At 47.3% G+C, this 12,928-nt stretch carries 9 protein-coding genes and 1 pseudogene; 3 read left to right on the plus strand and 7 right to left on the minus strand.

Annotated features, from left to right (window positions below; genetic code table 11):
* A partial coding sequence (locus PSI17_RS14250; protein WP_273552604.1) for an EamA family transporter occupies positions 1–425 on the minus strand: 425 nt, incomplete at its 3' end.
* 422 nt (positions 426–847) lie between these two features.
* Between PSI17_RS14250 and pulA the strand changes: the two genes are divergently transcribed.
* Positions 848–3,673, plus strand: coding sequence for a pullulanase-type alpha-1,6-glucosidase (gene pulA, locus PSI17_RS14255; RefSeq protein ID WP_273552605.1), 2,826 nt, complete (start codon positions 848–850; stop codon positions 3,671–3,673).
* Between the two features lie 44 nt (positions 3,674–3,717).
* On the opposite strand, the gene kdpD is transcribed toward pulA, so the two are convergent.
* From kdpD to kdpF, 5 genes are read right to left on the minus strand one after another with little or no spacing between them, the layout of a single operon-like run.
* Positions 3,718–6,432, minus strand: a complete 2,715-nt coding sequence (kdpD, locus tag PSI17_RS14260) for a two-component system sensor histidine kinase KdpD (protein WP_273552606.1) — start codon at positions 6,430–6,432, stop codon at positions 3,718–3,720.
* Between the two features lie 3 nt (positions 6,433–6,435).
* Entirely contained in the window at positions 6,436–7,029 is a 594-nt protein-coding gene (gene kdpC, locus PSI17_RS14265) for a potassium-transporting ATPase subunit KdpC (protein ID WP_273552607.1), read from the minus strand.
* Between the two features lie 43 nt (positions 7,030–7,072).
* Positions 7,073–9,190: a potassium-transporting ATPase subunit KdpB gene (gene kdpB, locus PSI17_RS14270; RefSeq protein ID WP_273552608.1), complete on the minus strand. Its 2,118-nt coding sequence runs from the start codon at positions 9,188–9,190 to the stop codon at positions 7,073–7,075.
* Positions 9,191–9,246: 56 nt separating this feature from the next.
* The gene (gene kdpA, locus PSI17_RS14275) at positions 9,247–10,947 is read right to left on the minus strand and encodes a potassium-transporting ATPase subunit KdpA (protein WP_273552609.1); all 1,701 of its coding nucleotides are present in this window, start codon (positions 10,945–10,947) and stop codon (positions 9,247–9,249) included.
* Complete coding sequence (kdpF, locus tag PSI17_RS14280; RefSeq protein WP_273552610.1) at positions 10,948–11,037, minus strand: K(+)-transporting ATPase subunit F; 90 nt, start codon at positions 11,035–11,037, stop codon at positions 10,948–10,950.
* 354 nt (positions 11,038–11,391) lie between these two features.
* Between kdpF and PSI17_RS14285 the strand changes: the two genes are divergently transcribed.
* Together PSI17_RS14285 and PSI17_RS14290 are read left to right on the plus strand one after the other, a co-directional pair.
* Positions 11,392–11,604, plus strand: coding sequence for a YbfA family protein (locus PSI17_RS14285; RefSeq protein ID WP_273552611.1), 213 nt, complete (start codon positions 11,392–11,394; stop codon positions 11,602–11,604).
* 60 nt (positions 11,605–11,664) lie between these two features.
* A complete protein-coding gene (locus tag PSI17_RS14290) occupies positions 11,665–12,408 on the plus strand; it encodes a type 2 GTP cyclohydrolase I (RefSeq protein WP_273552612.1) in 744 nt (247 codons plus the stop codon).
* 50 nt (positions 12,409–12,458) lie between these two features.
* Here the strand turns inward: PSI17_RS14290 and PSI17_RS14295 are convergent.
* Positions 12,459–12,928, minus strand: a pseudogene (locus tag PSI17_RS14295) (MFS transporter); the annotation flags it as partial.

A 12,928-nucleotide genomic window follows, 5' to 3' on the forward strand; every position in this document is an offset into this window, starting at 1 on the left:
CCCAACGCGACCATCAAAGCCCCGATGGTAATGAGTGCAACGCCTGCGGCAGCTATCAGCGAAATTTTCTCCCCAAATAGGATCACCGCCAGAATGACGGCAAATACCACGCTGAGTTTATCGATAGGTGCCACTTGGGAAACTTTGCCATGTTTGATCGCCAGAAAATAGAATAACCAAGAAAGCGCCCCGGCTATTCCACTTAATAGGATAAACAGCAGCGCCCTGCGATTGGCCATAATCTCACTGATAAGATTTAGCTTTCCCTGCACAATAACCACGCCGACCAAAAACAGCGCCATAATGACAGCCCGAATGGCGGTTGCCGTATTGGCATCTAAATTTTGCAATCCAATTTTACCAAAGATAGCCACCAGTGCTGCGGTTAGCGCAGAGAGTAAGGCATAAATCAGCCAGGTACTCATATTCAATTAACCCTATGCTTGACATTACAGTGTTGTATCTGAGGGGGAAATCATAGGCCAATTTTGTTGATATGTGAAAACCCAATGAATAAAAGTTTGCCCAAGTTTACGCATAAAATCACTCATCCTTTATCTTCCTCCCTATGTTTATAAATAAAGGATGAGGTGAAGTGACTTAATAGAGTGTTTAAATAGATTTTCATCATAGTGATACCTGTAAATCTGCCATGTGGGAATGTTATTTAATGCGATCTTTCTATTAACAAGGTTTGACGATGAAATCTGACTTTTGCAGAAAGGTTTATCTTATTTTGGTGAGCAGTCTATTTATTTTATTGCTCACACAGTGCGTTCCAAATAAGTGCGTTCCAAATAAGTGCGTTCCAAACAAAAGTGACTTGTTGAACACTCAGGAGAAACCGATGGCACATAGTTTAGAGCATAGTTTGAAACAAATATCAGGCAGTGAACAAATCTATTGTTGTCGTATTGACAATGCGCATTCTGAGTCAGCAATTTCGCAGGCTTCCGCGCACTGGGTTGATAAACAAACGTTATTGTGGCCAGGTGGCGAAGGTAAACCGATTATTCGTTTATATTATAATAAAAACAAAAAGATAAAGTTAAACGAACGCGGTTATTTTACGGATCATTACCTGACACTCACACCGACAACGTTGAGCCAGGAAACCGCAAAAAAATTCCCTCATCTGGCAAAATGGGCCGCATTCCGTCTGCCTGAGACGGTGGATATTGATCAGTTATTGGTCGGGGATTTGGTGGCTTTAGCCGCTAATGAACAAGGTGCATTACTATCGGCAACCCAAGTACAAACCGCGGGTGTGCTGGATGATCGTTTCGCCGAGGCTGCTGATACGTTGGAATATGGCGCGCGGATAAACGACAGGGGCGTGATTTTCCGTTTGTGGGCACCGACTGCCCAAGAGGTGGGTCTGGTTATTTATAATCAAGATAAGCAGATTGTTGCCAGCGAGGCAATGCAGCGCGATGCAGCGAGTGGCTCTTGGTCATGGCAAGGTGGCAAGGCGTTGATTGGCGCTTATTATCGCTATGCCTTAAAGGTTTACCATCCCCATTCCCGCAAGGTGGAACGCCATGAAGTGACCGACCCTTATTCTTATAGTTTGTCGACTAATTCAGAATATAGTCAGGTGATCAATTTGGATGATACAGCACTGAAACCCCAAAATTGGGATAATCTGCTGACGCCGCACCCACAAAATACACCAACGGATATTGCCCGCATGACCATCCATGAAGCGCATATCCGTGATCTTTCCGTTGCAGACAGCACGATACCAGAAGTCTGGCGTGGTAAATATCTGGCACTGACTGACAATAACAGCGATATGTTCAGGCATCTTAAGGCGTTGAGTCAGGCCGGAATGACCCATATGGAGTTATTGCCGGTGTTTGATATCGCTTCCGTGAATGAATTTAGCCATCAGGTGGCTGATCTTGATCAGTCTTTCAGTCACCTGTGTCAAATCAATCCAATGGTGAAAAATAGCCGTTTTGCCGGTTATTGCCATAGCGCATTGACGGTGCGGGAGGTTTTGCAGCAATTGCAGCGTAATGACAATATCAATAATCCGCAAGTACAAGAATTAAATACGCTGTTGGCAAAAACGGATTCTTATAACTGGGGTTACGATCCGTTTCATTACACCGTACCGGAAGGGTCTTATGCCACTGATCCAGAAGGTGCTGGTCGTATAAAAGAGTTTCGTGCCATGGTACAGGCCATCAAGCAGCAACTGGGCATGAATGTGATCATGGATGTTGTTTACAACCATACTGATGCGGCAGGTCCGGCGTCCCGGACATCGGTGCTGGATAAGATAGTGCCTTGGTATTACCACCGCTTGGATGAAATAACAGGCGGGGTTGAACATAATACCTGTTGTGCTGACACGGCGCCAGAACGCCGTATGTTTGCCAAACTGATTGAAGACTCACTGGTGACTTGGGTTAAAGATTATAAGATAGATGCCTTTCGGTTCGATTTAATGGGATATCACCCCAAAGCGCAAATAATATCGGCACTCGAAAAAGTACGCGCCGTTAACCCGGCCGTCTACTTTTTCGGTGAAGGCTGGAATTCCGGGCAGGATGATCGATTCGAAACCGCGTCGCAAATCAATCTTAAAGGAACGGGAATCGGAACTTTTTCTGACCGGCTACGGGATGCGGTACGTGGCGGCGGGCCATTTGACGTCGCGGACAGTATTCGCAGCCATCAGGGAGTCGGTAATGGGGCTGGAATATTACCTAATGAGATTGCCACGTTGGATGCGGGGCACGTTCGCCATTTATGGGATTTGGTACGTCTTGGCATGGCAGGTAATTTGGCTGATTTTGTCATGATTGATAAAGATGGCGCAGTGAAAACCGGCAGAGAAATGGATTATAAGGGAGTTGCTGCGGGTTATGCATTAGATCCGATTGAAGCACTGAATTATGTTTCTAAGCATGATAATCAGACATTGTGGGACATTATTAGTTATAAAGCGGCTCATGAAGCCGATCTGAAGACAAGAGTGCGTATGCAGGCGATCTCGCTGTCTACGGTATTCTTGGGGCAAGGGTTGGCTTTCGATCAACAGGGTTCAGAGTTGTTGCGTTCAAAATCATTTACCCGTGATTCTTATGATGCCGGCGATTGGTTTAACCGGGTCAGTTATGATTATAAGGACAATAATTATGATGTGGGATTGCCTGAATATGGTAACGATGGCAAGAATTATCCATTGATTGAGCGCGTGAAAAATCGGGTGAAAAAACCAGGCCAAGATGAATTATTACAGATGATGGCATTTTATCAGGAGCTATTGCGGTTACGTCAATTTTCACCCTTGATGACACTTGGTGATGGCGCTGCTGTCAGGCAGCGTGTCGATTTTGTGAATGTTGGCCCTCATCAGCAAATGGGTTTGCTAGTCATGACGATTGATGACGGTAATCTGACCTCGCGTGATCGTGATTGGCGGTTTGATGGCTTGGTCGTTGTGATTAATGCTGCGCCTTGGTCTGTGACTGTCAAAGATCTTAACGCCAAAGGATTGAAATTAAATGATATTCAGCGTGAATTAGGCGAGGCGTCTTTAGCTGCGGGAATACGCATAACAGAAAATGGCGAAGTCACCATGCCTGCATGGTCGGCCGCTGTACTGGTGCTGCCGCAACACGGGGTGCGCGGGACAGGTCTGCCTGTTCGCAGGAAATAACGCAATCTAATCATGGTGTTTGATTGTCTTGGGGCTGACTGTTTTTAAATATCTTTGGCTGTATTTTCCATTTTGGGTGGATCTTCCAATGGTAAAAGAAAATGAAAACTCGCCCCGCCTTTTTTATTGTTAGCCGCCCATATTTTCCCGCCGTGGATTTCAATAATGGAGCGGCAGATCGCTAAACCTGACCCGACACCGGATATGGCAGATTCTTTGCTGGTACGTGAAAATTTATCAAAGATAAGTGTTTCCTGGCCTTGTGAAATGCCTGTTCCCGCATCCCAGACTTCAATATGCACCTGTTTTTGATCAGATTGGTGCTCGATTGTGGCTTGGATGCCCAAAGACGTCTGTTCATCCGTGTATTTAATGGCATTTTCCAGCAGGTTGATAAAAACACGTTCCAGTAAGGCGGCATCGCAATGCAGTAATAAATGGTCGGGCAAAGAAAGTGCTACCGTATAGCGATTGAGGGGATACGCCAGGGAACGCAAGGCACGATTGACCATTCCTTCCAGTGAATACCACTCAAGATTGAGTTGAATGCCGCCTGATTGCAGTCGTGCCATATCAAGCAGGTTATTGACCAGTCGCGAAGTGCTGAGGATTTGCTGACGGATCTGGTTAACTTGTTGGGTATGGGGCGAGTTTTCTGTGGATAAATCCAACATCAGTATTTCCGCCTGCCCGAATAGCACGGTTAACGGAGTCAGTAAGTCGTGAGACAGTGCTGCCAGCAATGAGTTACGCAGTTGCTCCCGCTCAGTTTCCAGTTTGGCGGATTCTGCGCTGCGGGCAAGGTGCAAACGTTCCAGTGCGTTGGCGATCAGCCCCGTGAAGATTTGCAATAACCGTTGCTGTTCCGGTACGAGTAATTGACGTTGGTTAGGGGATTCAATGGCAAGAACGGCAAAGACTTGTGCAGGGGTAGCAACAGGCAATAACTGATAGGGGACGCCGGGTAATGTATCAGTATCAGCGCCGGCAGGTTGTTTTTTCTCAAAACACCATTTAGCGATCGCATCATCAATCTGCATCTGCCCCCCGTTATTGGCTTGCACTTGATATAAATGGTGGTTGTTATCTGGCAGAAGCAGCCCCGTTTTTGCCTGAAAACTATTGGACAGAAAGTGATAGCTAATACGGGCGACATCTTCTTCGTTCAGGGCCTTACTGAGTTCGCGGGTGATTTCGTACAGGTGTCGTGTCCGTTGTTCGCGATAACGGGCTACTCTGGCTTGATAGCGTATACCTGCGGTGAGATTTCCGACAACGGCCCCGACAATCAGCATGACCGTCAGTGTGAGCAGATACTGCATGTTTTTGACTTCCAATGACCAGTGTGGCTGGACAAAGAAAATATCAAAACTGATGACATTGACGAAAGCAGCAAAGACAGAGGGCCAGCGACCATAAAACAGCGCAACGATGACGACACCGAGCAGGTAAATTGCCACTAAATTGGCCTGATCAAGCATCAGCAAGAACGTTCGGGAAAACAGGGTAATGAGGGCGCAGAGCACAATGGCCACCAAAAACCCTTGGATCGGGAGCCGCCATTTGCCATTGAATGTCCGGCTATCTTTTGGCTCTTTGTCCCCGCGCTTTTTATCTTCCAACGCAACAATAATCAAATCTAAATCGGGGCCGAGTTTTCCCAATCGTTCTGAAAAGTCACGATGCCATTTAAAGCCAAAGAAATTGGCGTGAGAATTGTAATAGCGGCCAATCAGGATTTTCCCCAGATTATGCTCTCTGGCGTAGCGAAGGATGGCCTTTTCTTCGCGGGAATCGGAGAGTGTTGCGGTTTCTGCGCCCAGATCTTGCGCCAGCTTCAAGGCGCGTAAGATGGTGCGGCGTTTGCTTTCCGGTAATCGGTGTAGTTTGGGGGTTTCAACGTAAACGGCATGCCAGATGCAATCGAGTTTTGCTGCCAGACGAGCCGCTTTGCGGATCAGCTTTTCATTGCCTGCATTGTCGCCAATACACAGCAATAAATTTTCGCGCGTATGCCATACGGGTTCTCTCCCCTGCGTATCACGAAAAGCGCGCATTTGATCATCTACGCGATCAGCCGTGCGCCGCAGTGCCAATTCACGTAAGGCAATCAGGTTCCCTTTGCGGAAAAAATGTTCAATGGCACGTTCGGCCTGACCTGAAATATAAACCTTGCCCTCATTGAGCCGCCGACGCAGATCATCAGGCGGAAGATCGACCAGAACCACATCATCGGCCTGATCAAAGATATGATCGGGTATGGTTTCCCGGACGCGAATACCGGTAATCCCCCCGACAACATCATTCAGGCTTTCCAAATGCTGCACATTGATGGTAGTCAGGACATCAATGCCGGCTTCCAGTAGTTCTTCGACATCTTGCCAGCGTTTTGGATGGCGGCAGCCTTTGGGATTACTGAAGGCCAGTTCGTCCATCAGAATAATGGCCGGATGGCGGGCAAGGGCGGCATCAATGTCAAATGCCGCTATCCTGCGCTCATGATAACGGAAATATTTTGGCGGCAATTGAGGCAAGCCTTTCAGTAGAGCTGCCGTTTCTTGTCGATCATGGGTTTCAACAACGCCGACAATGACGTCTAACCCTTGTGCCAGTAGTCGTTGAGCCTCTTGCAGCATGGTGTAAGTTTTGCCGACACCCGCACAAGCCCCGAAAAATATTTTCAGTTTGCCGCGGGGTTTTTCGTTTGCCAGTGTCAGTAAATCATCAGGATCAGGGCGCTGTGGTTCATTCTGTTCCATGTCCTACCTGCCTTTGGGTTTGCCTTTCGGGTCTAGGTTATCCAACGCCAGATTCAGTTCCAGTACGTTAACGATCGGTTTCCCCATATATTTCAGCAGGGGATATTGAATATGTTGCTGGATCAATTTATCAACAACTTCAAGTGGCAAGTGGCGGGCTATTGCTACACGTTGTGCCTGAAATTCAGCCGCTTGCGGGGATATATGGGGATCTAGCCCGCTACCCGATGCCATGATCAAATCAACGGGGATCGGTGAATTATCGGAATGATTAAATGAACGCACTTGGATAATGTTTTGCTGTATTTTGCTGTCCAGTGCAGGGTTGGTCACAGCGAGATTACTGCCACCGGATGACAACGCGTTGTAGGGTTTTTCGGCTGTCATGGAAGGCCGTCCGTGAAAATAGATGTGGCTGGTAAAATTTTGACCGATTAACTCAGAGCCAACCCGTTCGCCATCTTGCTCGATGAGCGATCCTTTCGCTTGATGGGGAAATAAAAATTCTGCGATCCCCGTCACCAGCAATGGGTAGGCAATCCCTGTGATTAGGCTAAGAAATGCCAGCAAAACAATAGAAGAACGTAACCAGATCATTTTTCATCACCTTTATTTGCATGTCCTGATTCTTGAAAAATCGTCAGTTAAACATGAAGACAGTGAGCAAGATATCAATAAGTTTGATGCCGACAAAAGGCACCAGCAGACCACCAAGGCCATATACCCATAGATTTCGGCGCAAGAGTGACAATGCGTTCATTGGGCGGTAACTGACCCCTTTCAGGGCCAAGGGGAGTAAAAAAATGATGATTATCGCGTTGAAGATAACCGCAGACAGTACCGCAGATTCCGGAGAATGAAGGTGCATGATGTTCAACGCATTCAGTTGTGGATATGTGACCGAAAAAGCGGCGGGAATAATGGCAAAATATTTGGCAATATCATTGGCAATGCTAAAGGTAGTCAGGGCACCGCGGGTCATTAACATCTGCTTGCCAATATGGACAACTTCGATCAGCTTGGTGGGATTGGAGTCCAAATCGACCATATTGCCGGCTTCTTTTGCGGCTTGTGTGCCTGAGTTCATGGCAACGGCAACATCGGCTTGCGCCAGCGCTGGCGCATCGTTGGTGCCATCACCCGTCATGGCAACCAGCCGCCCTTCAGACTGATATTGGCGGATAAGGGCGAGTTTCGCTTCGGGCGTGGCTTCTGCCAAAAAGTCATCAACGCCGGCTTCGGCTGCGATCGCGGCGGCAGTGAGATGATTGTCGCCCGTGATCATGACGGTCTTGATCCCCATTTTACGCATTTCACTAAAGCGCTCTTTGATCCCGCCTTTCACAATATCTTTCAAGGCGACGACGCCCAAGACCTGTTGGTTCTCAGCAACCACCAACGGTGTTTCTCCCTTATGCGCCACTTTCTGTACCAATTGGTCAATCATCTCCGGGAATTGGCTGTGATTGGCTTCAATATGGCGGCGAATGGCATCGACAGCGCCTTTGCGGATTATGCGATGACCAATATTGACCCCGCTCATGCGTGTCATCGCAGAGAAGGGAACAAATGTCGCTTTTAATTCCCGCAGGTCACGCTCACGCATATTGAAACGTTGTTTTGCCAGAATTACGATGCTGCGCCCTTCCGGTGTTTCATCGGCAAGAGAAGAGAGTTGGGCCGCATCAGCCAACTGCCGTTCTGTTACGCCGGGTGCGGGTAAAAATTGGGATGCCTGACGATTTCCCAGCGTGATAGTGCCTGTTTTATCGAGTAGCAGGACATCCACATCCCCGGCGGCTTCAATAGCACGTCCACTGGTGGCTATGACATTGGCTCCCAGCATACGGCTCATGCCTGCAACCCCGATAGCTGACAGTAATCCGCCAATCGTGGTGGGGATCAGGCAAACCAGTAAGGCAATTAATACCGTCAGGGTAATCGGGGAGCCGGATTGATTGGCTTGGACACTGAACAGGGAAAAAGGCAGCAGGCTGACACAAACCAGCAGAAAAATGATGGTCAGCGCAGTGAGCAAAATGGTGAGGGCGATTTCATTGGGGGTTTTACGTCGTTTAGCCCCTTCAACCATTGAGATCATTCTGTCTAGAAAGGTTTCTCCCGGATTAACGGTACATTCGACGATGAGCCAATCGGATAAAACTCGCGTCCCACCCGTGACCGAGGAAAAATCGCCGCCGGATTCGCGGATAACGGGGGCAGATTCTCCGGTAATCGCGCTTTCATCAACCGAAGCCCCGCCTTCAAGGACTTCACCATCGCAGGGAATAATTTCTCCTGCTTCCACCAGCACAATATCGCCTTTGCGCAAAGTGTCTGACGTGATTTTTTCTTGTGTGGCTTCTCGGTCGGGAGAGGCCAGTTTAATCGCCCAACTGGTTCGTTTTACACCTTTCAGGCTGGATGCCTGGGCTTTGCTACGCCCTTCTGCCAGCGCTTCGGCAAAGTTGGCAAACAGGACGGTAAACCATAACCAGAGGGTAATCGCACCGGTAAATAGTGCGTTACCGGTAAATAATGCGTTACCGGTGAATAATGTGTTGTCCGTTAATTGCCCCACGGTTAATCGACCCACTAAGGTAGCAATCCATAATACGGTGGTCAGACAACTTCCCACATAAACAACAAACATGACAGGATTGCGCCATTGGCAGGCCGGATGGCATTTTTTTAACGAATCAATCAGTGCATGGCGAATTAAAGCTGGCTCAAATAATACTTGTTGTCTGTTTTTCATTCATTACCTCACTCTCTCAACCTCACATTCTGACGGCCAATTCTGACGACCAAGGCTTACGACCCAAAAAGTTGTAAATGTTCTGCGATAGGGCCAAGGGCCAGCGCAGGAATAAACGTGAGAGCACCAATCAGTAAAATGACCAGAATTAATAATCCAATAAAGAGGGAACCGTGAGTTGGTAAGGTGCCACTGCTGATAGGCTGGCGTTTTTTGTTAACCATGGAACCCGCGATTGCCAGAACAGGCAGAATGACACCAAAACGCCCAATAAACATGATGATCCCCAGCACGAGGTTATAAAAGACATTGTTGGCATTGAGTCCGGCAAAGGCACTGCCGTTGTTGTTGGCAGCGGATGAAAAGGCATAGAGGACTTCGGTGAAGCCATGGGCGCCGGGATTGGCAATCGCGCTGCGCCCTGTGTCGGTTGAAATCGCCAGAGCCGTGCCTAATAAAACCAGCGAAGGCGTGGCTAAGATCGCTAATGCGACCATTTTCATGTCATAAACGTCAATTTTCTTGCCTAAGTATTCGGGTGCCCGTCCAATCATCAGGCCGGCAATAAATACGGCAAGCAGAACGAACAGCAATAGGCCATAAAGACCAGAACCTGCCCCACCGAATATGACTTCACCAATCTGCATCAACCAGAGCAGTATCATGCCACCCAGCGCGGTAAAGGAATCGTGCATTGCATTGACGGCACCACAGGAAGCAGCTGTCGTCACCACCCCATAGAGAGAAGAGGCAAGGATACCAAAGCGGGATTCTTTGCCTTCCATATTGAAATGGTCACTGATATTGGCATGTAGGAAATGGGAATTACCGGCAGTTTCGGCATACATCACAACGCTGGTGGCAATAATAAAAACGATGCTGATTGCCCAGAGTAAAGCATATCCCTGACGGTTGTCCCCAACAACCAGACCAAATGCAAAATATAATGCGCAGGGGATCAAGAAAATCGCCAGGACTTGGACAAAGTTACTGAGTGAAGTGGGATTTTCAAATGGATGGGCTGAGTTTGCCCCAAAAAAACCGCCGCCGTTGGTTCCCAACAGTTTTATCGCCTCTTGGGAAGCCACCGGCCCCATAGGAAGCCATTGTTGTTGCCCCTCAAGGGAGTGAACGAGTACATAGGAAGAAAAGTTTTGGATAACACCTTGGCTGACAAAGAATAAGGCAACAATGATCGCAAGCGGGAGCAAGAGATATAAGGTGATGCGGGTGATGTCGATCCAGGCATTTCCCACGGTTTTAATGCCTTGGCGGGAGAATGCCCGTATTAAGGCAAAAGCTACAGAAATGCCGGTTGCCGCAGACAGAAAATTCTGCACAGTCAATCCGGTCATTTGGCTCAGGTAACTGAGGGTATTTTCACCGCTATAAGCCTGCCAATTGGTATTAGTGACAAAACTGATCGCAGTATTCAGTGCCAGATCCCATTTCATGCCGGCAAGCTGTTGTGGATTCAGTGGTAAATGCCCTTGGCTGATCAGTAGCGTAAACAGTAGCAATAGCCCGGCGATATTGAATATGAAGATGGCGAGAGCGTACTGCCACCAATTCATTTCTTTGATATGGCTGCCCGGTTTTTTCAAGCCACAACAACGCCATAGGATGGTTTCTGTTTTTATCAGCCAGTGAGGTAATTCTCCTTCGACGAGTCTGGCGATCAGATTGCCAAGCGGTTTGCTCAATAGAAACAGCATGAGCAGGAAACTGGCAATCAGTAAAAAAGCGGATACTGCCATTTAGAAATCCTCCGCATTCACTAACGCATAAATTAGATAGCCCAGCAATAGCGTCACCAGAAAAATACCCAGGATGAGGAATGGGTTCATGGTGTATCTCTCCTTGCTTATTTCTTTAAAAAATAGTTAGTTACAGCACCGGAATGCCCATGCAAAGAAGTTATTAAAAGAGTTCCTGAACGCGTAAAAAAGTATAAATGATCTGCGGAATTTATCGACAAAGTATCATACGGCAAGTGTAGCAAACTATGGTGGGTTAATTTTTTGTTTTCAATTTGTTTGTTTTGTTTCTGTTTAGGTATGGTTTTGTAATTAAATTACGCGATGAGAAAAAAAAGGTGATTTATGCCACTAAAAAAGTGGTCGGATGAGTGGTAACCTTTCAATTTATAGCATAAAATTTTACGCATCTTACAGTACAGGTTAAGCCCATGAGGGGTATTAATGTCTTCTCTATATCGTGAATATTCTTGCCATCAAATTCTCTTGCGACGTATTGGCGCTGTCTCACTAGGTATCATCGCACTTCCTGTTATGCTATTTCGTCGTGATCGTGCCCGCTTTTATAGCTATCTGCATAAAGTATGGCTAAAAACCAGTGATAAACCAGTATGGCTGGAATGTTCAGAAATGGCTTCAGGTATTCGAAATCGTTAAAATGACATAATGCCGGAACCCAACTGAATATTTTGCATGCTAAGAGACAAGGGGAATATGATGAACAATGTTGAATTGGAGCATGTGCTCAATACGGAATTAAGTATCCGTGAATTTCAAGATTATGCTCCCAATGGATTACAGGTGGAAGGCCGTCCCCATGTTCATCGGGTGATTACAGGGGTGACAGCCTGTCAGGCATTGTTGGATGAAGCGGTTCGCCTTGAGGCGGATGCTGTTATCGTTCATCACGGATACTTTTGGAAAAATGAATCTCCGGTTATCCATGGCATGAAACGACGCCGTTTGCAAACGTTACTTTGCAATGATATCAACCTGTATGGCTATCATCTCCCGTTAGATGCCCATCCTGTTTTGGGTAACAATATCCAATTGGCGCGCCAGATGGGCGTGAAAGTCGTCGGCGAGATTGATACGCTTTTGCCCCATGGTGCTTTTGATCAACCTGTTACACCGGCAGAATTGGCTGAACGCCTTGAAAAAAGCCTGGAGAGAAAGGTACTGCATTGCGGTGATAATGCACCGGAAGAAATCCGCACGCTGGCATGGTGTACCGGTGGCGGTCAGAGTTTTATTGAACAGGCGGCTGAATTTGGTGTGGATGCCTTTGTGACAGGTGAAGTCTCAGAAAAGACCATCCATGTTGCCCGTGAAATGGGGCTGCACTTTTTTGCGGCGGGGCACCATGCAACCGAGCGCTATGGCATCAAAGCGCTCGGTGAATGGCTGGCAAGTCATCATGGATTGGATGTGACTTTTATCGATATTCCTAATCCGGCTTGATTTTTAGATAGCCCCCGGGTTTTATTTCTTTTTTGAAATCCGGGCGCTTTTTACTTTTTTTGTGGGAAATTTATGGGAAAAAGGGACAAAACCAGCATGCTGCTCCCACAGCAGATCAATACGCCGCCCAATGCCTGACTCCAACCAGCCAACGCCAAACCAAGTCCCAACAGCAAATAGTAAAACAATCCGAGTAAAGCCCCGGCAGTGCCCAACCTGTCTGAATAGTGGGTTAATGCAGAAGCCAGAATATTCGGAATAGCCAGCCCATAAGCGATAACGATGCCTGACATGGGAAAAATAAAGAGCCAGCTATTTTCGAGCAGGTAAACACCGATCCCACTTAACAGACTCATTAATGAGGCAAGGGTCACTAATTTGGCAGATATCCACGGTTGTTTTAAGAGGTATTTATTGAATAATGAACCTAACCCAACGCCGAAAGTCAATAATAAGCCAGTATAACCAAATAATTCCGGTGACAATCCAAATTGTTCGAAACGGAATGGGGCTAATTGAT

The organism is Xenorhabdus sp. IM139775, assembly GCF_028598745.1.
Lineage (GTDB): Bacteria > Pseudomonadota > Gammaproteobacteria > Enterobacterales > Enterobacteriaceae > Xenorhabdus.

Excerpts from the sequence above, each read along its gene's own strand:
- pulA (WP_273552605.1), top strand. The coding sequence starts at position 848 with ATGGCACATAGTTTAGAGCATAGTTTGAAACAAATATCAGGCAGTGAA.
- PSI17_RS14290 (WP_273552612.1), top strand. The coding sequence starts at position 11,665 with ATGAACAATGTTGAATTGGAGCATGTGCTCAATACGGAATTAAGTATC.
- kdpD (WP_273552606.1), bottom strand. The coding sequence starts at position 6,432 with ATGGAACAGAATGAACCACAGCGCCCTGATCCTGATGATTTACTGACA.
- PSI17_RS14285 (WP_273552611.1), top strand. The coding sequence starts at position 11,392 with ATGTCTTCTCTATATCGTGAATATTCTTGCCATCAAATTCTCTTGCGA.
- kdpF (WP_273552610.1), bottom strand. The coding sequence starts at position 11,037 with ATGAACCCATTCCTCATCCTGGGTATTTTTCTGGTGACGCTATTGCTG.
- kdpC (WP_273552607.1), bottom strand. The coding sequence starts at position 7,029 with ATGATCTGGTTACGTTCTTCTATTGTTTTGCTGGCATTTCTTAGCCTA.
- kdpA (WP_273552609.1), bottom strand. The coding sequence starts at position 10,947 with ATGGCAGTATCCGCTTTTTTACTGATTGCCAGTTTCCTGCTCATGCTG.
- kdpB (WP_273552608.1), bottom strand. The coding sequence starts at position 9,190 with ATGAAAAACAGACAACAAGTATTATTTGAGCCAGCTTTAATTCGCCAT.